This is a genomic window from Pseudomonas sp. NFACC41-3, from assembly GCF_900109505.1.
In the GTDB taxonomy this organism is placed as follows: domain Bacteria; phylum Pseudomonadota; class Gammaproteobacteria; order Pseudomonadales; family Pseudomonadaceae; genus Aquipseudomonas; species Aquipseudomonas chlororaphis.
On record NZ_FOAE01000001.1, the window covers coordinates 502,913 to 526,817 of the forward strand.

Annotated in this window: 20 protein-coding genes; 12 read left to right on the plus strand and 8 right to left on the minus strand. The window is 62.4% G+C overall.

The annotated features are described in order from the left end of the window. The first annotated feature begins 28 nt into the window (after nt 1–28). From BMY68_RS02275 to BMY68_RS02285, 3 genes are all read left to right on the plus strand, one after another. Complete coding sequence (locus tag BMY68_RS02275; protein WP_085530299.1) at nt 29–1,063, plus strand: hypothetical protein; 1,035 nt, start codon at nt 29–31, stop codon at nt 1,061–1,063. Then, a complete protein-coding gene (locus tag BMY68_RS02280) occupies nt 1,064–1,618 on the plus strand; it encodes a LemA family protein (protein WP_009042979.1) in 555 nt (184 codons plus the stop codon). It begins immediately after the preceding gene. A gap of 110 nt (nt 1,619–1,728) precedes the next feature. Continuing rightward, nucleotides 1,729–1,962, plus strand: a complete 234-nt coding sequence (locus BMY68_RS02285; RefSeq protein WP_009042980.1) for a hypothetical protein — start codon at nt 1,729–1,731, stop codon at nt 1,960–1,962. A 104-nt stretch (nt 1,963–2,066) separates the two neighbouring features. Here the strand turns inward: BMY68_RS02285 and sulA are convergent, their stop codons facing one another. Continuing rightward, nucleotides 2,067–2,540, minus strand: coding sequence for an SOS-induced cell division inhibitor SulA (gene sulA, locus BMY68_RS02290; RefSeq protein WP_007921302.1), 474 nt, complete (start codon nt 2,538–2,540; stop codon nt 2,067–2,069). 10 nt (nt 2,541–2,550) lie between these two features. Beyond that, nucleotides 2,551–3,159, minus strand: coding sequence for a transcriptional repressor LexA (gene lexA, locus BMY68_RS02295; protein ID WP_007921301.1), 609 nt, complete (start codon nt 3,157–3,159; stop codon nt 2,551–2,553). Between the two features lie 252 nt (nt 3,160–3,411). Between lexA and BMY68_RS02300 the strand changes: the two genes are divergently transcribed. The 3 genes from BMY68_RS02300 to BMY68_RS02310 all read left to right on the plus strand — a co-directional run bounded on the left by BMY68_RS02300 (nt 3,412) and on the right by BMY68_RS02310 (nt 6,077). Next, nucleotides 3,412–4,119: a TetR/AcrR family transcriptional regulator gene (locus BMY68_RS02300; RefSeq protein ID WP_009042982.1), complete on the plus strand. Its 708-nt coding sequence runs from the start codon at nt 3,412–3,414 to the stop codon at nt 4,117–4,119. A 204-nt stretch (nt 4,120–4,323) separates the two neighbouring features. Further along, nucleotides 4,324–5,322, plus strand: coding sequence for a beta-N-acetylhexosaminidase (gene nagZ, locus BMY68_RS02305; protein ID WP_175534822.1), 999 nt, complete (start codon nt 4,324–4,326; stop codon nt 5,320–5,322). Nucleotides 5,323–5,333: 11 nt separating this feature from the next. Then, nucleotides 5,334–6,077 (plus strand): S-methyl-5'-thioinosine phosphorylase, encoded by a 744-nt coding sequence (locus tag BMY68_RS02310; protein WP_009042984.1) that lies wholly within the window; start codon nt 5,334–5,336, stop codon nt 6,075–6,077. Between the two features lie 124 nt (nt 6,078–6,201). Here the strand turns inward: BMY68_RS02310 and BMY68_RS02315 are convergent, their stop codons facing one another. From BMY68_RS02315 to mfd, 3 genes are read right to left on the minus strand one after another with little or no spacing between them, the layout of a single operon-like run. Beyond that, nucleotides 6,202–8,895, minus strand: a complete 2,694-nt coding sequence (locus tag BMY68_RS02315) for a DEAD/DEAH box helicase (protein WP_085530300.1) — start codon at nt 8,893–8,895, stop codon at nt 6,202–6,204. Between the two features lie 11 nt (nt 8,896–8,906). Next, nucleotides 8,907–9,470, minus strand: coding sequence for a CsiV family protein (locus BMY68_RS02320; protein WP_085530301.1), 564 nt, complete (start codon nt 9,468–9,470; stop codon nt 8,907–8,909). Between the two features lie 10 nt (nt 9,471–9,480). Then, nucleotides 9,481–12,930, minus strand: a complete 3,450-nt coding sequence (mfd, locus tag BMY68_RS02325; protein WP_085530302.1) for a transcription-repair coupling factor — start codon at nt 12,928–12,930, stop codon at nt 9,481–9,483. A gap of 350 nt (nt 12,931–13,280) precedes the next feature. Here mfd and BMY68_RS02330 point away from each other — a divergent pair, with 350 nt between their 5' ends. Beyond that, nucleotides 13,281–14,744, plus strand: coding sequence for a glyceraldehyde-3-phosphate dehydrogenase (locus BMY68_RS02330; protein ID WP_007921292.1), 1,464 nt, complete (start codon nt 13,281–13,283; stop codon nt 14,742–14,744). 110 nt (nt 14,745–14,854) lie between these two features. Here the strand turns inward: BMY68_RS02330 and BMY68_RS02335 are convergent, their stop codons facing one another. Next, nucleotides 14,855–16,153, minus strand: a complete 1,299-nt coding sequence (locus BMY68_RS02335; RefSeq protein WP_085530303.1) for an MFS transporter — start codon at nt 16,151–16,153, stop codon at nt 14,855–14,857. A gap of 373 nt (nt 16,154–16,526) precedes the next feature. Here BMY68_RS02335 and BMY68_RS02340 point away from each other — a divergent pair, with 373 nt between their 5' ends. Together BMY68_RS02340 and sthA are read left to right on the plus strand one after the other, a co-directional pair. Continuing rightward, nucleotides 16,527–17,504: an FAD:protein FMN transferase gene (locus BMY68_RS02340; RefSeq protein ID WP_085530304.1), complete on the plus strand. Its 978-nt coding sequence runs from the start codon at nt 16,527–16,529 to the stop codon at nt 17,502–17,504. 200 nt (nt 17,505–17,704) lie between these two features. Further along, complete coding sequence (gene sthA, locus BMY68_RS02345) at nt 17,705–19,099, plus strand: Si-specific NAD(P)(+) transhydrogenase (RefSeq protein WP_007926939.1); 1,395 nt, start codon at nt 17,705–17,707, stop codon at nt 19,097–19,099. A gap of 42 nt (nt 19,100–19,141) precedes the next feature. Here the strand turns inward: sthA and BMY68_RS02350 are convergent, their stop codons facing one another. Next, nucleotides 19,142–19,864, minus strand: a complete 723-nt coding sequence (locus BMY68_RS02350) for a glycerophosphodiester phosphodiesterase (protein ID WP_007926940.1) — start codon at nt 19,862–19,864, stop codon at nt 19,142–19,144. A gap of 61 nt (nt 19,865–19,925) precedes the next feature. Next, complete coding sequence (locus tag BMY68_RS02355; RefSeq protein WP_007926941.1) at nt 19,926–20,513, minus strand: PilZ domain-containing protein; 588 nt, start codon at nt 20,511–20,513, stop codon at nt 19,926–19,928. Between the two features lie 94 nt (nt 20,514–20,607). Here BMY68_RS02355 and BMY68_RS02360 point away from each other — a divergent pair, with 94 nt between their 5' ends. The 3 genes from BMY68_RS02360 (at nt 20,608) to BMY68_RS02370 (ending at nt 23,858) form a co-directional block, all read left to right on the plus strand. Beyond that, nucleotides 20,608–21,858, plus strand: coding sequence for a lipoprotein-releasing ABC transporter permease subunit (locus tag BMY68_RS02360; protein ID WP_007926943.1), 1,251 nt, complete (start codon nt 20,608–20,610; stop codon nt 21,856–21,858). 7 nt (nt 21,859–21,865) lie between these two features. Further along, nucleotides 21,866–22,549: a lipoprotein-releasing ABC transporter ATP-binding protein LolD gene (gene lolD, locus BMY68_RS02365; RefSeq protein WP_164485326.1), complete on the plus strand. Its 684-nt coding sequence runs from the start codon at nt 21,866–21,868 to the stop codon at nt 22,547–22,549. Nucleotides 22,550–22,613: 64 nt separating this feature from the next. Continuing rightward, a complete protein-coding gene (locus BMY68_RS02370) occupies nt 22,614–23,858 on the plus strand; it encodes a lipoprotein-releasing ABC transporter permease subunit (RefSeq protein WP_009047979.1) in 1,245 nt (414 codons plus the stop codon). Nucleotides 23,859–23,905: the final 47 nt, after the last annotated feature.

A 23,905-nucleotide genomic window follows, 5' to 3' on the forward strand; every position in this document is an offset into this window, starting at 1 on the left:
AGTACGACCAATCATTCAAGGATGAGTAATGGCTTCAGCTACAGAGACGAATGCGCTGCCTGCGTTGTTCGATCGTGTCGATCGTCTGGCGGACGCGGCCGCTTCGTCCCGGGATTTGCTCAAGGCGGTGGAGCAGATTCGCGATTTTCCCGAACCTATTGTCCTTAGTCGTTCAGATCCCAATTCAAAAAAACTGGCCTGGTGCCTGTGCATTGTCGGAATACTGGTCTGGCCGTTGCTGATTCCCGGGATCTATCTGATGCGCCGGCGTGGCGCCAACCACTTCATTCATCCGGATGTGGTGAAGGCGCTATCGCAGAAGATCATTCGTAAAGCGGCTCTGCTCAGCGCTGGTGTAGGTGATGCGTCGGCTTCGGGGATTTTCACCTTGGCCGTGATGATGAATGAGTTTGCGCACTATCGTCGGGGTAACTATTCCCGTGAGCTCAAGAACACGCTGCTGGGCGTTTATAACGGTGCGGTGCACGATCTGCCTTACGCTTTCCACCATCTGCATTACGTCGATATGGAAACCTACGAAGTATCGGTTTCCGATGGCAAGGGCGGTTCTCGAAGGGAAACCAGAACCCGCTATGTTGGGTATGACCGCTATAGCTTGGTGTTCGATTTTCCCTGGACAGCCGAGGTTGCCGTTCGTGGTGACAAGCATCGAGCCATGGACCGCAAGCATCTCTACAAGACCACGACTCGGGAATTCAATTCTGCCTTCACCCTGACTGGCGCGACGGAGATGGCCTGCGCGACTTTCGCCACGCCGGTCACCGTGCTCAAGTTGCTGCAGATCGCCAAGGAGCTGAAAGACGTCAGTTTCGAGTTTTCCTCCCAGAGTCGCCTATGCGTGAGCTTCAACAATGATGATGTGGTTGGCATCGCTACCTCGGCGGTAAGCCTTGCGGAGCCGGTCGCCTTTCATGCCGGCTTGATGCAGGGGGCGACGATGCCGCGCCTGAGGCCGGTGCTGGAGCTGTTGCACCAGTTTGCCGAGTTGCATGACGACAATTTCAATCTACCGAAGAAAAGAACGCAGGACATGGAGCAGTAAATGATCATCCTTCTTACAGCGATACTGGTGGCCTGGCTCCTCTGGTACTACTACAACAAGATTGTCGGCGCAGGGAACCGTGCTCAGCGCGCATGGGCCGATGTGCTCGTGTATGAGCGGCAGAAGATCAAGGTGCTGGATGCCCTGGAGGAGCAGGCTTCCAGCTTCAAGATCTATGAAAGCAACGTGCTGGAGAAAGTGGTGGGCCTGCGTTCGGCCCTCGGAAGGTTGCCTGAGGCGGCCAGTGGTGAGGCGCTGAAGTCGACGCAAATGGCCACTAGGGAACTGGTGGGTGGCCTGAACATGGCCTTTGAGGCCTATCCGGAACTCAAGGCGGCGGGAATCGTCAGTGGGTTGATGAAGGAAATCGTCGAACAGCAGGCGAACATTGCAGCTGCCGTTACGGTCTTCAACCGGACTGTCGAGGAGTTCAATAACTGCATTCAGATGTTCCCCAGTTCGATGGTCAACACGGTCATCAACAAGAAGCAGGCCATTACGCCGTTTTCCGATAAGGAAGCCGCCGCGAGTTTTGATTACAGGCCGAATTTCTGATGGCAAATGCCTGTTTGTAACGTCAGGCCAATAAAGAAAACCGTTTGGGCCCGCGCGAGGTCGGGGTGATGACTGATATAATCCCGGCCTTTCGTGGAGAACAGACCTTTATGCCAACGTCCTTTCTAGAAATTGTCGAATTGCCAGACGGTCGTATCGAGCTGCGCAGGGCCGAGGACGAGGGTTCTCTGGTCACTCTGGACTTTTCAGAAGATGCCAAAGCCTTCTTGCAAGGCCAGCATGTCGAGGTGGCCAAGGCCATGTTGAGCGTGGGTGTGCAGATGGCGGGTCGCCTGGTTGAAGGCGAATTGGAGAAAGAAGAGGGGCCACGGATTCTTCACTGAGTCCGTTTGTCGGTTTTTTTGCTGTCGTTCGTCGCCTCCTTTCGGCTTCTCAATCCTGGAGAAGCCTTGTGTCATTCAAGCGTATCCATCGACGCTTCTAGCGGTCAGCCCAGACGAATATTCAGGCTTTGTGCGTCGCCCGTGCGGGCTGCGCTGATGAGCTGTTGACGGGCGCTGCTGTTCAGCGGGTTGAGCCAGCTGACAACGGTGTGGCTGCGTCCCAGGCGCAGAGCCTCGCAAGCCAGCTGTTGCGCGCTTTGGGCGCCACGCGGGTGCAGCAGCAGAATCCGTTCGCGGTTCAGGCCGGCATCCCGCAACCAGGCCTGGGTCAGGCTGGCCGGCGGGGCAATCAATGTCAGCCAGCGCGCATCCTGGTCCTGGCTCAGTTCCCTGAGGATGGGCGCCAGCAGGCTCAGGCAGTTCCCGGCGGCACCGCGTAACGACAGTTCACTGAAGGCTTCCGGTTCGTTGCTCCAGGGCGATTCGACGACCTCTTTGAGGATAGGCGCCAGGGGTTGGGCCATGAACGCTTCGAACAGTGGCAGTTGTGCATGCTGTGGTGTGTGAGGGAACTGCATACAGCCTCCTTTAGCGGCGAATGACGCCGACACTCAAGCCTTCGATCACCAGGTCCTGATCTTTCAGGTTGACTTCGATAGGGGCGAACTCAGGGTTTTCGGCAATCAGCCAGACTTTGCTGCCTTCGCGCTTGAAGCGTTTCACGGTGACTTCGTCGCCAATGCGGGCGACGACGACCTGGCCGTTGCGGGCCTCGCGAGTGGTATGCACGGCCAGCAGGTCGCCATCGAAAATACCGATGTCCTTCATGCTCATGCCGTGAACCCGCAGCAGGTAGTCCGCACGAGGGTGGAAGAAGGCCGGATTGATGTTGCAGGACTCTTCGATGTGCTGTTCGGCGAGAATCGGAGCACCGGCGGCAACCCGGCCAATGATGGGCAGGCTGGAGTCGTCGGGCTTGGCTTCGAACCCCGGGATACGAATACCGCGGGAGGCGCCTGGAGTCATTTCGATCGCGCCTTTGCGGGCCAGCGCCTTGAGGTGTTCTTCGGCGGCGTTGGGCGACTTGAAACCCAGTTCCTGGGCGATTTCCGCGCGGGTCGGTGGGTAGCCGTTGTCTTCGAGGCAGCGTTTGATAAAAGCCAGAATCTCAGCTTGGCGTGGCGTCAGTTTTAGCATGTCGATCGCTCTGTCTTTTTATACAGTGACTGGAATTATATACAGTGAATGCGGCTTGGCAATCCTCCTTTTTCCAATCGCCGCTGGACGGTCGGGTCGCCGCTGCGCATGCCTGGTGTCGCGTGGCTGGCTACAGGAAGCGGCAGGTATGATTAAATAACTGACTGACCGGCCGCAAAACGGACAGGCAGGCTTGACAAGGCTGGGGCTGAAACGTATGTTTCAAACAAGTGTTTGTCAGGCGGAGTAGCCATGGCCCAGTCGGAAACCGTTGAACGCATTCTCGATGCTGCCGAGCAGTTGTTCGCGGAAAAAGGTTTTGCCGAAACCTCATTGCGGCTGATCACCAGCAAGGCCGGGGTCAACCTGGCGGCGGTGAATTATCATTTCGGTTCCAAAAAGGCCCTGATCCAGGCGGTGTTCTCGCGCTTCCTCGGGCCGTTCTGCATCAGCCTCGACCGTGAGCTGGAGCGGCGTTCGGCCAAGCCGGACAGCAAGCCAAGTCTTGAAGAGTTGCTGGAAATCCTCGTCGAGCAGGCCCTGGTGGTCCAGCCTCGCAGCGGCAACGACCTGTCCATTTTCATGCGCCTTCTGGGCCTGGCCTTCAGCCAGAGCCAGGGGCACCTGCGGCGTTATCTGGAAGACATGTACGGCAAGGTGTTCCGCCGCTACATGCTGCTGGTCAACGAAGCCGCGCCGCGTATCCCACCGATCGAACTGTTCTGGCGTGTGCACTTCATGCTGGGAGCGGCGGCTTTCAGCATGTCGGGGATCAAGGCCTTGCGTGCGATTGCCGAGACCGACTTCGGGGTCAATACCTCGATCGAGCAGGTAATGCGTCTGATGGTGCCGTTCCTCGCGGCCGGCATGCGCGCCGAAACCGGCGTCACCGATGATGCCATGGCCACAGCGCAGCTCAAGCCGCGCAGCAAATCGACTCCGGCGGTCGCCAAGGCCTGACCGTCCGGGTGGGCGCGGCAGCTTACATCCGCTAAGCTAGCCGCCCATGCCAACTCTCGTTTCCTACCTCTCTTCACACCTTTCGCCGATCGTCGCTTGCCGGGCCTTGCCGCCGGCAATGGACTCGTGCGTCCGCGCCACGCCAGCACCCTTTGCGGTGCCGTGCGCGCACTTCGTTACTAAGGAATTGCTATGACCACAGGCCTGCAAGGCTCCTTGATGGTGGATGTCGCCGGTACCTGGCTGACGGCTGAAGATCGCCAACTCCTGCGCCAGCCCGAAGTGGGCGGGCTGATCATCTTTGCCCGCAATATCGAGCATCCGCGGCAGGTGCGTGAGCTGAGCGCGTCCATCCGGGCGATTCGCCCGGACCTGCTGCTGGCGGTGGACCAGGAGGGCGGCCGGGTGCAACGCCTGCGTCAGGGCTTCGTGCGGCTGCCGGCCATGCGCGCCATCGCCGACAATCCGAATGCCGAGTACCTGGCCGAGCAGTGCGGCTGGATCATGGCCACCGAAGTGCTGGCCGTCGGCCTGGACCTGAGCTTCGCGCCGGTGCTGGACCTCGATCATCAGCGCAGCGCCGTGGTCGGCACCCGTTCCTTCGAGGGCGACCCCGAGCGCGCCGCCTTGCTGGCAGGCGCCTTTATCCGTGGCATGAACAGCGCCGGCATGGCGGCCACGGGCAAACATTTTCCCGGGCACGGCTGGGCCGAGGCGGACTCCCACGTGGCGATCCCCAATGACGAGCGCAGTCTCGACGAGATTCGCGCCAAGGACCTGGTGCCTTTCGCGCGCCTGAGCAAGCAACTGGCAGCGGTAATGCCGGCCCACGTCATCTACCCTCAGGTCGATGCCCAGCCAGCCGGGTTCTCCCGTCGTTGGTTGCAGGAGATCCTGCGCGGTGAATTGCAGTTCGACGGTGTCATCTTCAGTGACGACCTGTCGATGGCCGGTGCTCATGTGGTGGGCGATGCCGCGAGCCGGATCGAAGCGGCGCTGTCGGCCGGTTGCGATATGGGCCTGGTGTGCAACGACCGGGCAGCGGCCGAGCTGGCCCTGAGCGCGGCCCAGCGTCTGAAAGTGACGCCGTCGGCGCGTATTGCGCGGATGCGTGGCCAGGCGTTTGCCTGCACCGACTATCGTCAGGATCCGCGTTGGCTGACGGCGCTCGGCGCACTCAAAGATGCCCAACTGATCGATTAAGGGCTTTTGCGATGACGGTCTACGCGATTATCGGCGGTACCGGCCTGACCCGGCTCGAAGGCTTGAGCATTCACCAATCCTTGCCCCTGGACACGCCCTATGGCGCTCCGTCGGCGGATATCCAGAAGGGTGAATACGCCGGTCGCGAGGTGCTGTTTCTGGCGCGTCACGGTCATCCGCATCGCTTCCCGCCGCATCAGGTGAACTATCGGGCCAATCTCTGGGCGCTGAAGCAGGCTGGCGCCGAGGCGATTCTGGCGGTCAACGCGGTGGGTGGCATTCATCCGGCGATGGGCTCCGGGCATTTCTGCGTGCCGCATCAGCTGATCGACTACACCAGCGGTCGTGAGCACACCTATTTTGCCGACGACCTGGAGCAGGTCACCCACATCGACTTCAGCTATCCCTACAGCGAGTCGCTGCGCCAGCAATTGATTGCCGCGCTGGCCGCCGAAGGCTGCGAATTCAGCAGTCAGGGCGTGTACGCCTGCACCCAGGGCCCGCGCCTGGAAACCGTGGCGGAGATCGCCCGCCTGGAACGTGACGGCTGCGACATCGTCGGTATGACCGGCATGCCGGAAGCGGCGCTGGCCCGGGAGCTGGAGCTGGACTACGCCTGCCTGGCGCTGGTGGTGAACCCGGCGGCGGGCAAGTCCGCTGCGGTGATTACCATGGCCGAGATCGAGCAGGCGTTGCAGGACGGCATGGGCAAGGTGCAGGCGACGCTGGCGCGAGTGCTCGCGGCAAACCTGTAGCCGCTGCCGCAGGCTGCGATCGAGCGCGTAGCGCTCGCAAAACCTGAGCCCGCGATATTACTGAAACATCATGAGGCTTTACGTCTGTTGCGCAGCCGATCGCAGGCGCGCCAGCGGCTCCAGATCAGCGTCCGCCTTTCTTGTCGGGCAGCGGGGCGAAGAGGGCTTCGATGTCTTCGCTCTGCAGCTTCCAGTCCCCGGCCTTGCGCCCATCCAGCACGCCCGCGGCCAGGTCGGACTTCTCCTGCTGCAGGTGCTGGATTTTCTCTTCCACCGTGCCGCGGGCAATCAGCTTGTAGACGAACACCGGCTTCTCCTGGCCAATTCGATAGGCGCGGTCGGTGGCCTGGTTTTCCGTGGCCGGGTTCCACCAGGGGTCGTAGTGGATCACGGTGTCGGCTTCGGTCAGGTTGAGGCCGACGCCGCCGGCTTTCAGGCTGATCAGGAAGATCTGCAGCTTGCCGCCCTGGAAGTCCCTGACCGGCGTGCGGCGATCGCGGGTCTGCCCGGTCAGTAGGGCGTAGGCGACGTTGCGCCGTTTCAGCTCGGCCTCGATCAGGCTCAGCATCGAGGTGAATTGCGAGAACAGCAGGATGCGCCGACCCTCGTCGAACAGTTCCTCGAGCATCTCCATCAGGCTGTCGAGCTTGCCGGAGGAGCTGCCTCGCGCCGGCACCGCGTCTTCGTTGACCAGGCGCAGGTCGCAGCACACCTGGCGCAGTTTCAGCAACGCTTCAAGAATGATGATCTGGCTGCGGGCCACGCCCTTGCGGGTGATCTCGTCGCGGACTTTCTTGTCCATGGCCAGGCGCATGGTTTCGTACACATCGCGCTGGGCTTCATTGAGCTCCACCCAATGGATGATCTCGGTCTTGGGCGGCAGTTCGGTGGCCACCTGTTCCTTGGTGCGGCGCAACAGGAAGGGCTTGATCCGCCCATTGAGGTGCTGCAGGCGCACTTCGCTGGCATGCCTTTCGATCGGCACGCGGTAGTCGCGATTGAAGCTCTTCACGTCCCCCAGCCAGCCGGGCAGCAGGAAATGGAACAGCGACCACAGCTCGCCCAGGTGATTCTCCAGTGGCGTGCCGCTCAGGCACAGGCGCTGCCGGGCATTGAGCGCGCGCGCGGCCTGGGCCGCCTTGCTCGACGGGTTCTTGATGTATTGCGCCTCATCCAGCACCAGGACATGCAGGGGCAGGGCGGCGAGTTGCTCGACATCCTTGGGCAGTAGCGCGTAGGTGGTCAGGATCAGGTCGTAGTCGCTCAGCCGGGCGAAGTGCTTATGGCGGCCGGCGCCATACAGGGCCAGGACCTTGAGTTGCGGCGTGAAGTGCGCCGCCTCGTCGAGCCAGTTGGGGATCAGGCTGGTGGGCATCACCACCATGCACGGCCGGTCCAGGCGCCCGGCGTTCTTTTCGCTGAGCACATGGGCCAGGGTCTGCAGGGTTTTGCCCAGGCCCATGTCGTCGGCCAGGATGCCGCCGACTTCCAGCTGGCGCAGGGACTGCATCCAGCTCAGGCCTTCGAGCTGATAGGGGCGCAGCGTGGCGTTCAGGCCCTCCGGCGCGGGGGCCGAGTAGTCCTTGATGTCGCGCAGCCGCTGGGCGAAGGAGCGGATGTGTTCGCCGCCTTCCCAGAGCAGGGGCAGGTCTTCCAGCGGATTGAGGCGGGTCGCGTCGGCACTGCTCAGGCGCAGTGTGGTTTCGCCGGGTTCCTGCAGATAGAACTCGCCCAGGGTGGCCAGCACCGGCTTCAGCCGGCCGTAGGGCAGCGCCACTTGCAGGGGACCGTTGGGCGAGTTGGGGCGCCCGGGAATGTTCACCAGGATCAGCTCGTCGTCCCGGCGTCTGGCCAGGCGTTCCGGGTTGAGAATCTCGGTGTGGGAGCGCATCAGGTTGAGCAGGATCGGCAGCAGGCTCAGGCGCTCGCCGTTGACGATGATGCCCAGTTCCAGGTCGAACCAGTCGCGCCCCGGCGCTTCGTCCACCGTGGCGTACCAGTCGTCCACGGCAGTCAGGTCGAAGCCGAAGTCGTCGTCGATCTGCAGCTCCCAGCCCTGGGTGCGCAGCTTGGGCAGTTCGTTGAGGGTGAAGGTCAGCCAGGCGCTGTCGTTGACCATTTCATACAGCTCGCCGGCGCTTTCCGGCAGGGCTTTGCTTTGCCGGGTGGCGATCTTGAAACCCAGCGCCCGCAGCTGTTCGCGATAGCGTTGTTCGACTTCCGGCTGGCGCTTGATGCGCAGGGTCTGGTGTTCCTGGCGAATCACCACGTCGGCGTTTTTCTGGCCGCTGACGTATTCCTCCAGGTAGCTGAACGACAGCGCGGCACGGTGCTGGATGTAGCGCTGCATCTTGCCGTTACGCGGTTCGAAGGCGCTGAACTCGATACTGGCCAGCCACAGCCGGGGCACTGGCTGCACGTTGTCGACGATCTGTTGCGGCAGCGGGGCGGGGCTACGGTTTTCCAGGACGGCCTGGAGTTTTTCCAGCAGCTCGGCGTCTTTCGCCGCCGCCGGATAGGCCAGGGTCTCCTCGATTTTCAGCAGCACCGCGGCAATGTGTTTGCAATTGCTGCGCACCGGGCAGGTGCAGGAGGCTTCGACCATCAGCAAGGTGTTCCTGGCCGACTCGCGCAGGCTGATGGTCTGTCGATAGACGTTGCCTCCCGAGCCCTCGCAACTGGCGGTGATGACGCTGTCGCCGGCCTGGACGATCCTGACGCGGTTCTCCAGGGCGTAGCGGCGGCCACGCTCCAGGGCTTGTTCCTTGAATCGGCTGACCCAGGAAGGTGCCAGGGGTTTGGTCAGGGTCGGGGGCATAGGGACTTCTGTCAGTCCACGATTTCAGGCGGCGCCTCGCGCGGCGTGGGGGCCGACAGCGAGGTGATCTTGATCAGCAGGGCCAGGTGACCGTTGTCGAGGTAGTTGAGCTGGCCGTTCTTGGTGTGGCTTTCCTGTTTCAGGCGTTCGCTGGCGGTCACCAGGCCGTTGCTGTCGATCCGGTTGACCCAGAACTGCGCATCCACATCGGTGAAGCGCCCGAGCTTGAGGGTCAGGGTGCCCTCGATCGGGAACTGGCCGAACTGTTCCTGGCCCTCGCTGACCGCGACTTTCACCGGGTTTTCGCCCAGCGCCTGTTGCCAGGCCTTGTGCATCAGCACGCTGTAGTCGCCGCTGGCGGTGAGTTTCTCGACCACGCCACCCAGCGCCGGGGTGCGCTGGCTGTCGGCGCCCAGGCGTTGGGCGCCGGCGGCCCAGTCTTCGGGGGCGGCGCGGCTGACGATGGCGGGAACCGCGTTCTGCCGGACCAGAATCATTTCGACCTGATACATGTCGGCAAACGCCGAGGGAGCGACCAGGGTCAGGAGCAAGGTCAGTGAGCGAAACAGGCGCATGGGGCGTCCTTCAAGCAGTTTTCGGGGTGAGGCGCTCGAACAGCGCCTCCAATGTGTTGAAGCGTTCTTCCGGGCGTTCCATCGGCACCATGAATTTGAACAGCGTGGCGCCTTCAAATTTGTAGCGATTGGGTTGGCCCTGGATGAGTTTGATCAGCGCCAGCGGGTCCACCGGGGTATCGGCGGCGAACTCGAGACGACCGCCCTGCGGGCCGCCGTCGACCTTCTTGATGCCCAGTTGCTCGGCCTGCAGTTTCAGCAGGGTCAGGCGTACCAGGTTCTTGGTCGGTTCCGGCAGCAGGCCGAAGCGGTCGATCATCTCCACCTGCAGGTCCTTCAGGCCGTCCTCGTCGGTGGCCGAGGCGATGCGCTTGTACAGGATCAGTCGTGCGTGCACATCCGGCAGGTAGTCTTCGGGAATCAGCGCCGGCAGGCGCAGGTTGATTTCCGGACCGCCGCCCAGCGGCTGGTCGAGGTTCGGCTGCTCGCCCTTGCGGATGGCTTTCACCGCGCGCTCGAGCATCTCCATATAAAGGGTGAAACCCACCGCCTGGATTTGCCCGCTTTGGCCATCCCCCAGCAGTTCGCCGGCACCGCGGATCTCCAGGTCGTTGGTGGCGAGCACGAAGCCGGCGCCGAGGTCCTGGGTGTTGGCGATCGCCTCCAGGCGCTTTTCCGCGTCTGGGGTGATCTGCTGGCGCGGTGGCGTCAGCAGGTAGGCATAGGCCTGGTGGTGACTGCGACCGACCCGGCCGCGCAACTGGTGCAGCTGGGCCAGGCCGAACTTGTCGGCGCGCTCGATGATGATGGTGTTGGCACTCGGCACGTCGATGCCGGTCTCGATGATGGTCGAGGCGATCAGCACGTTGAAGCGCTTGTGGTAGAAGTCGCTCATCACCTGTTCGAGTTCGCGTTCGCGCATCTGCCCGTGGCCGATGCCGATGCGCGCTTCCGGCACCAGTTCGGCGAGGTCGGCGGCGCATTTCTCGATGGTCTTCACATCGTTGTGCAGGTAGTAGACCTGGCCGCCACGCAGCAGCTCGCGCAGCAGGGCCTCTTTGACCGTGCTCTTGTTCTGCTCCATGACGAAGGTGCGCACCGACAGGCGTCGGGCCGGTGGCGTGGCGATGATCGACAGGTCGCGCATGCCCGACACCGCCATGTTCAGCGTGCGCGGAATCGGCGTGGCGGTCAGGGTCAGGATGTCGACCTCGCTGCGCAGGGCCTTGAGCTGTTCTTTCTGGCGCACGCCGAAGCGGTGTTCTTCGTCGATGATCACCAGACCGAGGTTCTTGATCTTCACATCGTCCTGCAACAGCTTGTGGGTGCCGATGACGATGTCGATCTTGCCTTCGGCCAGGTCGGCCACCGCGGCATTCACTTCCTTGGCGGATTTGAAGCGGCTCATCACTTCCACGCTCACCGGCCAGTCGGCGAAGCGGTCGCGGAAGCTGTTGTAGTGCTGCTGGGCGAGCAGGGTGGTGGGCACCAAGATCGCCACTTGTTTGCCGCCATGCACGGCGATGAACGCGGCGCGCATCGCCACTTCGGTCTTGCCGAAGCCGACGTCGCCGCAGACCAGGCGGTCCATCGGCTTGGCCGCGAGCATGTCCTCGCGCACCGCTTCGATGGTGGTTTGCTGGTCGGGGGTTTCTTCGAACGGGAAGCCGGCGCTGAAGGTGGCGTAGTCGGCTTTCGGATCGGCAAAGGCATAGCCTTCGCGGGCCGCGCGGCGAGCGTAGATGTCCAGCAGTTCGGCGGCGACATCGCGCACCTGTTCGGCGGCCTTGCGCTTGGCTTTCTGCCAGGTTTCCGAACCCAGGCGGTGCAGCGGCGCCAGGGCATCGTCGCTACCGGTGTAGCGGGCGATCAGGTGCAGGTTGGCCACCGGCACATAGAGCTTGGCGCCCTCGGCGTATTCGAGGGTGAGGAATTCCGCGGCCTGGTTGTCGATTTCCAGGGTGGCCAGGCCCAGGTAGCGGCCCACGCCGTGATCGATATGCACCACCGGCGCGCCTTCGCGCAGCTCGGTGAGGTTCTTGATCACCGCATCGTTGTTGGCGTCGGCGCGTTTTTCCCGGCGCCGGCGCTGCATCACGCGCTGGCCGAACAGCGGGCTTTCGGCCACCAGCGCCAGGGCCGGATCGTCCAGCAGCAAGCCTTCGTCCAGCGGTGCGATGGTGATCGCCAGGCGATCCTTGCCCGCGACGAAGTCCGGCCAGCTGTCGACGGTCTTCGGCCGCAGTTTCAGGCGCTCCAGCAACTCCAGCAGCACCTCGCGGCGTCCGGCGGATTCGGCGGTGAACAGCACGCGCCCAGAGAATTCATCGAGGAAATTGGCCAGGGCCGCCAGCGGCTGATTGGCCTTGGCTTCAATGGCGAGGTTGGGCAGGGGCTGCGCCGGGAAGCGCTCGCGGCCGCCGCCAGCCTCGATGTCCTGCTGGCTGGCGACCACCCGCGGCCAGCTTTTCAGGCGGGCAAAGCAGTCTTCCACCGGCAGGAACAACTCGGCAGGCGGCAATAAAGGACGGGACGGATCGACGCGGCGTTCTTCGTAACGGTTGCGCACGTCGTTCCAGAAGTTTTCGGCCGCTTGCTCGATGCCCGGCAGGGAGAACACCTGGGTGTCCTGGGGCAGATAGTCGAACAGGGTCGAAGTGTCTTCGAAGAACAGCGGCAGGTAATACTCGATGCCGGCCGGGGTGATCCCGCTGCTCAGGTCCTGGAAGATCGGGCAGCGGCGGAAATCGACGTCGAAGCGTTCGCGGAAGCGCGCCTTGAAGCGGGTGACGGCTTCTTTCTGCAGTGGGAATTCTTTCGCCGGCAGCAGGCGCACCGAATCGACCTTGTCGATGGAGCGCTGGTTTTCCGGATCGAAGGTGCGCAAGGTCTCGATTTCATCGTCGAACAGGTCGATGCGATAAGGCAGTTTGCTGCCCATCGGGAACAGGTCGATCAAGGCGCCGCGCACCGCGAATTCGCCGTGCTCGTAGACCGTGTCGACACAGCGATAGCCGCTGGCTTCCAGGCGAGTGCGCATCTGTTCGACATCCAGCTTCTGACCGATGTCCAGCACCAGGCTGCTGCCCAGCAGGAACTTGGTCGGCGCCAGGCGATGCAGGGCCGTGGTGATCGGCACCACCAGCACGCCATGCTCCAGCTCCGGCAGCCGGTACAGGCTGGCGATTCGCTGGGAGATGATGTCCTGGTGCGGCGAGAACAGGTCGTAGGGCAGGGTTTCCCAGTCCGGGAAGTGCAGCACGGGCAAATCCGGGGCGAAGAAACTCAGCTCCTGCTCCAGCCGTTCGGCACTTTGGCTGTCGGCGGTCAGCAGCAGGGTGAAGCGCTTGGCGGCGCTGGCAGCCTCGGCAATGGCGAGGCTGAGGGCGGCACCGGGCAGATTGCCCCAGTGCTGTTTGCCGGCGGCGGCAGGGAGTTGCGGTAGACGCAGAACGGGCACGGAAGGTTGAGCTCCAGCGTTGCGACAAAGTCGGTAATTGTAGCGGTCCGGCGTACCGGCTGTCAGTTGCTGATGTGTCTAATACGCGGTTGCGGAAAATGTAGTGGTTATGACAAAAAAACGCGTTTTTTGGCGGGAAATGTAGTGCCGAATCGGGGCGGTGTTACGGAGGGTTACAGACAACGCTGGGATACCGCGCAAAATGAGGCCTTTCTGGAAGCCGCGTATTTACTGGGCTGGAGCGGGGTGTATTTTTTTCGGATGGGTTTTTGTTACGTTCCGCGCGACAGGCGCGCATTGCTACGCAGGGGACTCGGCTGCATAATGTAGCCCCTTTTTTCAGCCCCTACATGTGGAAGGTTCCCGTGACTCAGAAGCCCGACCAGTGTCTTGGTGAATGGATCGACCGTGAAGCGCTCGCAGAAGCGATGATTCCGCTTATCGGTCAGCTCTACCGCAATAACAATGTGGTGAGTTCGATCTATGGCCGCAGCCTGATCAACCAGTCTGTCATCGCGATTCTCAAAGCTCACCGCTTTGCTCGCCATCGCTCTTCCGACGATAGCGAACTCTCCGTCCACGAAACATTCCCACTGCTCAAGGCCATGAGCGAGCTCAAGCTCGGCGCGGCTTCGGTGGACCTGGGCAAGTTGGCGTTCAAATTCCGTAACGAAGGCAATGGCCGCACCGCCGAGCAATTCGTTCGCGAAGAGCTGGCTGACGTGGTTGGCCAGCAAAACGCTTCGCCCCGCAAAGGCACCGATGTGGTCCTGTACGGCTTCGGTCGTATCGGCCGTCTGCTAGCGCGCATCCTGATCGAGAAAACCGGTGGTGGCGATGGCCTGCGCCTGCGCGCCATCGTGGTGCGCAAAGGCGCCGAAAACGACCTGACCAAGCGCGCCAGCCTGCTGCGTCGCGATTCGGTGCACGGTTCGTTCAACGGCACCATCACCATCGACGAAGCCAACAACACCATCACCGCCAACGGCAACCTGATCCAGGTTATCTACGCGAAGAATCCGACCGAGGTGGACTACACCCAGTACGGCATCAAAGACGCGCTGCTGGTGGACAACACCGGTGTATGGCGTGACGCCGACGGCCTGGGTCAGCACCTGGCCTGCCCGGGTATCGACCGCGTCGTTCTGACCGCGCCTGGCAAAGGCAAGCTGAAGAACATCGTTCACGGTATCAACCACGCCGAAATCACCGCTGACGACAAGATCGTTTCCGCCGCCTCCTGCACCACCAACGCCATCGTGCCGGTGCTCAAGGCCGTGAACGACAAGTTCGGCATCGTCAACGGTCACGTCGAAACCGTTCACTCGTACACCAACGACCAGAACCTGATCGACAACTTCCACAAGGGCGATCGTCGTGGCCGTAGCGCCGCGCTGAACATGGTCATCACCGAGACCGGTGCTGCCACCGCTGCCGCCAAGGCCCTGCCTGAGCTGGCCGGCAAGCTGACCGGTAACGCGATCCGCGTTCCGACGCCAAACGTGTCGATGGCCATTCTCAACTTGAACCTTGAGAAAGCCGCTACCCGTGAAGAGATGAACGAGTACCTGCGCTACATGGCGCTGCACTCCGATCTGCACAAGCAGATCGACTTCGTCAATTCCCAGGAAGTGGTTTCCACCGACTTCGTGGGCTCGCGCCACGCTGGTGTGGTGGACGCTGAAGCGACCATTACCCAGGATAACCGCGTTGTTCTGTACGTCTGGTACGACAACGAATTCGGTTACAGCTGCCAGGTGGTTCGCGTGATGGAAGACATGGCCGGTGTGAACCCGCCTGCGTTCCCGCGCTAAGCCTTAGCCGCACATGAAAACGCCCCGACTTGTCGGGGCGTTTTTGTTTGTGGCGTTTGACGGCTGGAGGGATGAGTTGATTGTGTGGGCTTGCCCGCGCAGGCTGTCGATCAGGCGCCACCCACTACTGCTGCCTGCGCAGTGCGCAGTTCATGCTTGTTGCCGCGGAACAGCACCAGGGTCGCGATCAGGCCCAGCACCGCCGCGCCGCTGAGCCAGATCCCCGGCGCCGCCTTGTTGTCCAGCGCATGGATCAGGTAGGTGCAGGCCGCCGGCGTGAAGCCGCCAAAGGTGGCAGTGGCCAGGCTGTAGGCCAGGGAGAAGCCGGTGGTGCGCACTTCAACCGGCATGATCTCGGTGAGAGCCACCACCATGGCGCCGTTGTATGAGCCATAGAGGAAGGACAGCCACAGCTCGACGATCAGCAGGTGGCTGAAACTCGGGTTGGCCACCAGCCAAGACAGTGCCGGGTAAGCCGTGAGGATCGCCAGGATGGTCGCCGCCAGCAGCAGCGGCTTGCGCCCGACCTTGTCCGAGACGGCGCCCATCACCGGCAGCCAGAAGAAGTTCGACAGGCCGATGCACACGGTGACCAGCAGAGCGTCCAGGTCCGACAGCTGCAATTCGGCCTTGCCGAAGGTCGGGGTGTAGGCGGTGATCAGGTAGAAGGACACAGTGGTCATCACCACCAGTGCCATGCCGGCCAGGACGATGCCGAAGTTCTGGCCGATGGAGCGGATGATCTCCTGCAGGGTAGGGCGGTGCTTGCGTGCCTGGAACTCCGGGGTTTCTTCCAGCGAACGACGGATCATGAAGATCGCCGGCACTATCATGCAGCCCACCAGGAACGGCATGCGCCAGCCCCAGTCGCCCATTTGTTCCGGGCTCAGCCAGTGGTTCAGGCCAACGCCCAGCAGGCCGGCGAAGACCACGGCGGCCTGCTGGCTCGCCGATTGCCAGCTGACGAAGAAGCCCTTGCGGCCCGGAGTGGAGATTTCCGCGAGGTAAACCGAGACGCCTCCCAGCTCCACTCCGGCAGAGAAGCCCTGCAGCAAGCGGCCGAGCAGCACCAGCAACGGCGCAGCGACGCCGAGGGTGGCATAACCCGGGACGCAGGCGATCAGCACAGTGCCCGCAGCCATGAGCAGCAGGGTGATGATCAGGCCCCGGCGCCGGCCATGGCGGTCGATATAAGCGCCAAGAAAGATCGCGCCCAGCGGGCGCATCAGGAAGCCGGCGCCGAAGGTTGCCAGCGACAGCATCAATGACGCGAAAGCACTGTCGGCAGGGAAGAAGGTCTTGGCAATGGCCGTGGCGTAAAAGCCGTAGACCATGAAGTCGAACATCTCCAGAAAGTTGCCGCTGACAACGCGAAAGATCGCCTTGCCTTTGCCCGTGGTCGTGGACATTTTATTCACTCACTTTGGCTATTTTGTTAGCGATCCCTGGTTGTTATCCGTCCTGGCTGCCCGGTCTGGGGCGGCTAAGCCGCAGGCCAGACAGTTTGTAACAATATGTGTATGAGTCTGCCGAGGCAACAAAAACTCTTAGCTTGCTTGCTAAGTAGATGGACGGCTTGGGATTTATTGCCAGCTAGTTCGCGGAATAAACCCCCAGGAGCGAGTTCACGATGAGCCGGGTTCGGCCTGCATCAAATCCGCGCTGGCTGCCGCATAATGGCCCGCCCTGGTCGGACGAAGCCGGGAGGGAAATCGATTGTCGGGAGGCGAAGTCTTGCTGGGTGGATCTTGGGTGCGAGGGGGGCTTCCTGTCGTTTTGGCAATGGCCCTGGCCGGATGCGGTCGGGGCGACTCGCTGGAAAGTTTTGGCGGCCCGACCATGGGCAGCACCTACTCGATCAAGTACGTGAGGCGGGCAGGCTTGGCTGCGCCGAGTGAGGTGCAGGCCCAGGTCGAGCGGATACTTGCGCAGATCGACCGGCAGATGTCGACCTATCGCAGCGACTCGGACATCGAACGCTTCAACGATCTGCCGGCCAATAGCTGCCAGGCGATGCCGGCGGCGGTCCTGCGCTTGATCGAGGTTGGCCAGCAGCTGTCGCGGGACAGCCAGGGCGCCTTCGATCTGACGGTCGAGCCGTTGCTCAACCTCTGGGGCTTCGGTCCGCAGGGGCGCGGGGAGGCGGTGCCGAGCGATACGGCGCTGGCGCAGGTGCGGCAGCGAGTCGGCTATACCCATCTGCGTATCGAGGGCGACCAGCTGTGCAAGGACGCCGCGGTCGAGGTGGATTTCAACAGCATCGCCGCCGGTCATGCGGTGGACCGGATTGCCGCCAGGCTCGCGGAAATGGGCATCGACAGTTACCTGGTCGAAGCCACTGGCGAACTCAAGGCAGTCGGCAGGAAACCCGACGGTTCGGCGTGGCGCATTGCCCTGGAGGAGCCGCGGGACGATCGACAGCTGGCCGAGCGGGTCATCGCCGTCGATGGTTATGGGATCTCGACTTCCGGCGACTACCGCAATTATTTCCAGCGCGATGGACAGCGTTATTCCCACGCCTTCGACGCTCGTACCGGCAGGCCTGTCGAGCATGGGCTGGCTTCGGTCACGGTGATTCATCCTGCGGCCGTGATGGCCGATGGTCTGTCGACCCTGCTGCTGATCCTCGGCCCCGAGCGCGGTTGGGATTACGCGGAAAAACACGATATCGCCGCATTTTTTGTGATTCGCGCCGATACAGGCTTCGTCACACGCAGCAACCGCGCGTTTGATCGCCTGTTTGCCGGACAAAAGCAGTAATCTTGCGCGGTGCCGCGGCGCGATGTCGCAGGCAAAAGTAGCCGGCGACGCGACCAAGGGTTAATGTGCGCGGCGTTGACGCTTCTATAGACTGTGCCCGGGTTCGTAACCGAGCCAAATTGATCCTTCATGCCGCTGGCCGCGACATGATTTAGCCGCAGGTGCCACACGGGTGCCGCGGCCTGTTCTGAGGAGTACGCATGGCTGTCTACAACTACGACGTAGTGGTGCTGGGTTCAGGCCCCGCTGGAGAAGGTGCGGCGATGAACGCCGCGAAAGCAGGGCGCAAGGTAGCGATGGTCGATAGCCGTCGCCAGGTCGGCGGTAACTGCACCCACCTGGGCACCATCCCGTCCAAGGCCTTGCGTCACTCGGTCCGGCAGATCATGCAGTTCAACACCAACCCGATGTTCCGGGCCATTGGCGAGCCACGCTGGTTCTCGTTCCCCGACGTACTGAAAAGCGCCGAGAAAGTCATCTCCAAGCAGGTTGCCTCGCGCACCGGCTACTACGCGCGTAACCGGGTCGATGTGTTCTTCGGCACCGGCAGCTTCGCCGACGAGCAGACCATCGAAGTGGTCTGCGCCAACGGCGTGGTCGAGAAGCTGGTGGCCAAGCACATCATCATCGCCACCGGCTCGCGCCCGTATCGCCCGGCCGATATCGATTTCCACCACCCGCGTATCTATGATAGCGACACCATCCTCAGCCTCGGCCACACCCCGCGCAAACTCATCGTTTACGGCGCTGGCGTGATCGGTTGTGAATACGCCTCGATCTTCAGTGGCCTGGGGGTACTGGTCGAGCTGGTGGACAACCGCGGCCAGTTGCTGAGCTTCCTGGATTCCGAGATCTCCCAGGCGCTGAGCTACCACTTCAGCAACAACAACATCACCGTGCGCCACAACGAGGAATACGACCGCGTCGAAGGCCTCGACAATGGCGTGATCCTGCACCTCAAGTCGGGCAAGAAGATCAAGGCCGACGCCTTGCTCTGGTGCAATGGCCGGACCGGCAATACCGACCGGCTGGGCATGGAAAACATCGGGGTCAAGGTCAACAGCCGTGGCCAGATCGAGGTGGACGAGAACTACCGCACCTGCGTGCCGAACATCTACGGCGCCGGCGACGTGATCGGCTGGCCGAGCCTGGCCAGTGCCGCCCATGACCAGGGTCGTTCGGCCGCCGGCAGCATCGTCGACAACGGCAGCTGGCGCTTCGTCAACGACGTGCCGACCGGGATCTACACCATTCCGGAGATCAGTTCGATCGGCAAGAACGAGCAGGAACTGACCCAGGCCAAGGTGCCGTATGAAGTGGGCAAGGCCTTCTTCAAGAGCATGGCCCGCGCGCAGATCGCCGGTGAGCCGCAAGGCATGCTGAAGATCCTGTTCCACCGCGAAACCCTGGAAGTCCTGGGCGTGCACTGCTTCGGTTACCAGGCTTCGGAGATCGTGCACATCGGCCAGGCGATCATGAACCAGCCGGGCGAACTCAATACCCTGAAGTACTTCGTCAACACCACGTTCAACTACCCGACCATGGCCGAAGCCTATCGGGTAGCCGCTTACGACGGCCTCAACCGGCTTTTTTGAGCGACTCCGGCCGGTGGCCTGAGCCGGCCGGGGAGACCGATTTCAGTAACTCTCGAGCGTGGCGCTGGCCAAACCGGGAAAGTCTGTAATCAGGCTGTCTACGCCGAAGTCGGCGAGTCTGCGCATCAGCGCAGGCTCGTTGACTGTCCATACCGACACATGCAAGCCCTGACGCTGCGCCCGTTGCAGTCGCTCCGGGGTGCAGAGTGTCCAGTTCAACGCCAGAATCTCGCAGCCGTAGCTTTGCGCGACCTTCAACGGGTCGAGCCAGGCGTATTCGGCGACCAGTCCGCGCGACAAGTCCGGGGTCAGCTCGACAGCCGCCTTGAGCACTTCCCGTGAGCTGGAGGTGACGGTGACCTTGTCCAGCAGGCCGAAACGCTGCGCCATCTCGCGAATCGCCAGCACCGTGGTGGCGGCACGGGTGCGCGAGGCGCTCTTGACTTCCAGCTGCCAGTGCTCGAAGTCGCATTTTTCGAACAGTTCTTCCAGGCGCGGGATCGGGCAGGGCGTGACCCACCCCGGGCCGCCCTTGCGAGCGTCATAGGACACCAGTTCTTCGGCGCTGTGTTCGACCACCTTGCCGCGGCGGTCGGTGGTGCGCTTGAGGGTCGGGTCGTGGATTACCATCAGCTCGCCGTCCATGGACAGGTGCAGGTCCAGTTCGCAGCGGCGCACGCCATGCTTGAGGCACTGCTGGAAGCTGGTCAGGGTGTTTTCCGGTGCTTCGCCTTTAGCGCCGCGGTGGCCATAAATCAGGGTCACGATTGCTCCTTCACGGAAATTTTTCCATTAGATGGTCAGTGCTGCGCGGTGGGGCCGCAGGTCAATCGGCTGCCGGGTCGTTCTGTTCTCGGGCCTGGCGACGTTCCTGGGCTTGCTTCTGCAGGATATAGCGCGCCAGCAACTGGCGTTGGGCGTCGGTCAATGATTCGAACTCGGTACCGATTTCGAACGTGCCGAAACTGCGGGTTTCGCAATGGGTGACCTTGGCCCGCAGTAACAGGCCCAAGGCCTGGGGCATCAGCAGCAGCTTGACCGCCAGGTGGGTGCCGGCCGGGTAGGACAGGTGATGTTCGAACTCGATGCCGCCCTCGGAGAGAATCACCCGCTGCGGCTCACCGAACTTGCCGAGTACAGTCTGCGCCACCACCTGGCTGAGCAGGTCGATGCGCTTGTTCATGGACTTGAGGTAGTTGGCCAGGGTCCGGTCGCGCTCGCTGACCTGGCGCAGCAGGTGCTGCGATTCGAATTCGCTCAGATGCAGCTCGCTGAGCAGGTTGAACAGCGGCGACGCATCCTGCAACACTTCCTTGCTCGCCGCTTCGTGGGCGGACAAGGGGCTAATTTCCAGTGCGATCGTGTCCTCGATACGGTAGTATTCGCGGCGATCTTCTTCATCTAATGTCGACATGGCGAACCCATGGTAGCGGCGGTGGTCTGAGTGTAAAGCTGCTTACCAGGACCCGCCACAAGGACGTCTTCTTTTCCTCCGAACAAGCCCCGACATGTTCAGACCTCTCTTCGTATTTATTGGCACGCGTTATACCCGTGCAAAGCGCCGCAATCATTTCGTGTCATTCATTTCCCTGACCTCGATGATCGGACTCGCCCTGGGCGTGGTCGTGATGATCGTCGTGCTGTCGGTGATGAACGGCTTCGACCATGAGATGCGCACCCGCGTGCTGGGCATGGTGCCCCACGCGACCATCGAATCCGGTGAGCCGATCAGCGACTGGCAAGGCCTGGCCGACAAGGTCAAGCAGAACCCCAAGGTGCTGGCGGTTGCGCCGTTCACCCAGATGCAGGGGTTGCTGACCAATAACGGCCAGGTGCAGAAAGTCCTGCTCAACGCCATCGATCCGGCCAAGGAGCGCCAGGTTTCGATCATCGATAACTTCATGAAGCAGGGCAAGCTGGACGACCTGGCCCCCGGCAGCTTCGGCATCGTGATCGGCGACAAGGCGGCGACCAAGCTGGGGGTTGGCCTGGGCGACAAGCTGACCTTCGTCGCCCCCGAGGTCACGGTGACCCCGGCCGGGATGTTCCCGCGCATGAAGCGCTTTACCGTGGTCGGCATCTTCCATGTCGGCGCCGGCGAGCTGGACGGCTATCTGGGCCTGACCAACCTCGACGACCTGGGCCGCCTGCATCGCTGGAAGCCGGACCAGGTGCAGGGCCTGCGCCTGAAGTTCGACGACCTGTTCCAGGCGCCACGCACCGCCTGGGAAATCGCCGAGCAGCTGGGCGAGAACCAGTACTACGCCCGTGACTGGACCCGTACCCACGGCAACCTGTACCAGGCCATCCGCATGGAAAAAGCCATGATCGGCCTGCTGTTGCTGCTGATCGTCGCTGTGGCCGCCTTCAACATCATTTCCACCCTGGTGATGGTGGTGAACGACAAGAAGGGCGATATCGCGATCCTGCGTACCCTGGGCGCGACGCCGGCCAGCATCATGGCGACCTTCATGGTCCAGGGCACGGTGATCGGCGTAATCGGTACCTTGATCGGCGCCGTGGTCGGGATGTTCGCGGCGTTGAACGTGAGCGCGGCGATCTCCGCCCTCGAAGGCCTGATCGGGCACAAATTCCTCAATGCCGACGTGTACTTCATCGACTACCTGCCATCGCAACTGATGGCCGAGGATGTGTTGATGGTCTGCGGCGCGGCACTGGTCCTGAGTTTCCTCGCCACCCTGTATCCAGCCTGGCGTGCCGCGCGCACCCAGCCGGCGGAGGCGCTACGTTATGAGTGAGTTGGGCATGAGTGAAAAAGCAATTCTGAGCTGCCGCGACCTGGGCAAGTCCTACGAGGAAGGTCCGGAATCGGTGGTGGTGTTGTCCGGCCTGCAACTGGAGTTGCACCCGGGCGAGCGCGTGGCGATCGTCGGTACCTCAGGTTCAGGCAAGAGTACCTTGCTCAACCTGCTGGGCGGCCTCGACACGCCGACCAAGGGCAGTGTCTGGCTCGACGGCGAAGAGCTTTCGGCGCTGAGCGAAAAGGGCCGCGGCCTGCTGCGTAACCGCTCCCTCGGCTTCGTCTACCAGTTCCACCACTTGCTGCCGGAATTCACCGCCCTGGAAAACGTCTGCATGCCGCTGCTGATCGGCAAGACCGCGATCCCGGAAGCCCGTCAGCGGGCCACCGCCTTGCTGGAGCGGGTCGGGCTGGCCCATCGCCTGGAGCATAAGCCGGCCGAACTGTCCGGTGGCGAACGCCAGCGCGTGGCCATCGCCCGTGCCCTGGTCAACAAGCCAGGGCTGGTGATGCTCGACGAGCCGACCGGCAACCTCGACTCCCACACCGCGCAGGGCATCCAGGACTTGATGCTGGAACTCAGCACCTCGATGCGTACCGCGTTCCTGGTGGTGACCCACGACATGAACCTGGCTCGCCAGATGGACCGCGTCCTGCACCTGCAGGAAGGTTTCCTGACGCCCATCTGATTGGTCGCAACCCGGGGCCTGAAACAGGCGCCGGGTCTTTAATTTCCATACGGTGCCCCAGCGAATGTTCAGACCGTTATCGATCTTTATCGGCACGCGCTATACCCGCGCCAAGCGCCGCAATCGCTTTGTTTCCTTCATCTCCATGACCTCGATGATCGGTCTCGCCCTGGGCGTGCTGGCGATGATCGTGGTGCTGTCGGTGATGAACGGTTTCCAGCGCGAAATGAGCTCGCGCATCCTCGGCATGGTGCCTCACGCCACCATCGTCGGCGTCAAGCCGATCGACGACTGGCAGCCGGTGGCCGCCGCGGCGATGAAAAATCCCGAGGTGACGGCCGCGGTGCCGTTCACCGAGATGGAAGGCATGCTCTCCTACAAGGGCTCGATGCAGCCGATCCAGATCAGCGGCATCGACCCGGCCCAGGAAGGCAAGGTCTCCATCGTTGCCCAGCACATCGTCCAGGGCCGCCTGGATGCCTTGAAACCGGGCGAGTTCGGGGTGGTGATCGGTGAGATCACGGCACGGCGCTTCCGCCTGAATGTCGGCGACAAGCTGACCCTGATCGTGCCGGAAATCAGCTCCGCGCCGGGCGGCATCACCCCGCGCATGCAGCGTTTGAATGTGGTCGGGGTGTTCAAGGTCGGGGCCGAGCTCGATGGCTCCATGGGCCTGATCCATGTGGCCGATGCCGCCGAGATGCAGCACTGGCAGCCAAACCAGGTGCAGAGCGTGCGCCTGGCGGTCAAGGACCTGTACGCCGCGCCCAAGGTTTCCAGCGATATCGCAGCCAGCCTGGGTGCTGGCTTCAAGGCCGACGACTGGACCCACACCCAGGGCAGCCTGTTCAGCGCGATGAAGATGGAAAAAACCATGATCGGCCTGTTGCTGCTGATGATCGTGGCCGTGGCCGCGTTCAACATCATCGCCACGCTGATCATGGTGGTGAACGACAAGGGTGCGGACATCGCGATCCTGCGCACTATCGGCGCCACGCCACGGCAGATCATGGCGATCTTCATGGTCCAGGGCACGGTGATCGGTATCGTCGGCACCTTGATCGGTGGCGTGCTGGGGGTGATCGCGGCGTTGAACGTCAGCGCGCTGGTGGGTTGGCTGGAGCGGGTCAGCGGCCAGCACATCTTCAGTTCCGACGTGTACTTCGTCAGCAACCTGCCTTCCGAGCTGCAGGGCGGCGACGTGGCCCTGATCTGTACCGCGGGTTTCGTCCTGAGCTTCCTGGCGACCCTGTATCCAGCGTGGCGTGCGGCGAAGGTCGAGCCGGCGACTGCATTGCGTTACTCGTAATCTCGCTATCGCGAGCAAGCTTGCTCCTACGAGAGAGCTTGCTCGCC

Bases quoted from the DNA above. Each gene is read 5' to 3' on its own strand.
- BMY68_RS02335 (WP_085530303.1), bottom strand. From the start codon at position 16,153: ATGTCCACGACCACGGGCAAAGGCAAGGCGATCTTTCGCGTTGTCAGC.
- lexA (WP_007921301.1), bottom strand. From the start codon at position 3,159: ATGCTAAAACTGACGCCACGCCAAGCTGAGATTCTGGCTTTTATCAAA.
- sthA (WP_007926939.1), top strand. From the start codon at position 17,705: ATGGCTGTCTACAACTACGACGTAGTGGTGCTGGGTTCAGGCCCCGCT.
- BMY68_RS02275 (WP_085530299.1), top strand. From the start codon at position 29: ATGGCTTCAGCTACAGAGACGAATGCGCTGCCTGCGTTGTTCGATCGT.
- BMY68_RS02285 (WP_009042980.1), top strand. From the start codon at position 1,729: ATGCCAACGTCCTTTCTAGAAATTGTCGAATTGCCAGACGGTCGTATC.
- BMY68_RS02330 (WP_007921292.1), top strand. From the start codon at position 13,281: ATGTGGAAGGTTCCCGTGACTCAGAAGCCCGACCAGTGTCTTGGTGAA.
- BMY68_RS02355 (WP_007926941.1), bottom strand. From the start codon at position 20,513: ATGTCGACATTAGATGAAGAAGATCGCCGCGAATACTACCGTATCGAG.
- lolD (WP_164485326.1), top strand. From the start codon at position 21,866: ATGAGTGAAAAAGCAATTCTGAGCTGCCGCGACCTGGGCAAGTCCTAC.
- BMY68_RS02320 (WP_085530301.1), bottom strand. From the start codon at position 9,470: ATGCGCCTGTTTCGCTCACTGACCTTGCTCCTGACCCTGGTCGCTCCC.
- BMY68_RS02300 (WP_009042982.1), top strand. From the start codon at position 3,412: ATGGCCCAGTCGGAAACCGTTGAACGCATTCTCGATGCTGCCGAGCAG.
- BMY68_RS02280 (WP_009042979.1), top strand. From the start codon at position 1,064: ATGATCATCCTTCTTACAGCGATACTGGTGGCCTGGCTCCTCTGGTAC.
- BMY68_RS02315 (WP_085530300.1), bottom strand. From the start codon at position 8,895: ATGCCCCCGACCCTGACCAAACCCCTGGCACCTTCCTGGGTCAGCCGA.
- BMY68_RS02340 (WP_085530304.1), top strand. From the start codon at position 16,527: ATGGCCCTGGCCGGATGCGGTCGGGGCGACTCGCTGGAAAGTTTTGGC.
- BMY68_RS02360 (WP_007926943.1), top strand. From the start codon at position 20,608: ATGTTCAGACCTCTCTTCGTATTTATTGGCACGCGTTATACCCGTGCA.
- sulA (WP_007921302.1), bottom strand. From the start codon at position 2,540: ATGCAGTTCCCTCACACACCACAGCATGCACAACTGCCACTGTTCGAA.
- BMY68_RS02370 (WP_009047979.1), top strand. From the start codon at position 22,614: ATGTTCAGACCGTTATCGATCTTTATCGGCACGCGCTATACCCGCGCC.
- BMY68_RS02310 (WP_009042984.1), top strand. From the start codon at position 5,334: ATGACGGTCTACGCGATTATCGGCGGTACCGGCCTGACCCGGCTCGAA.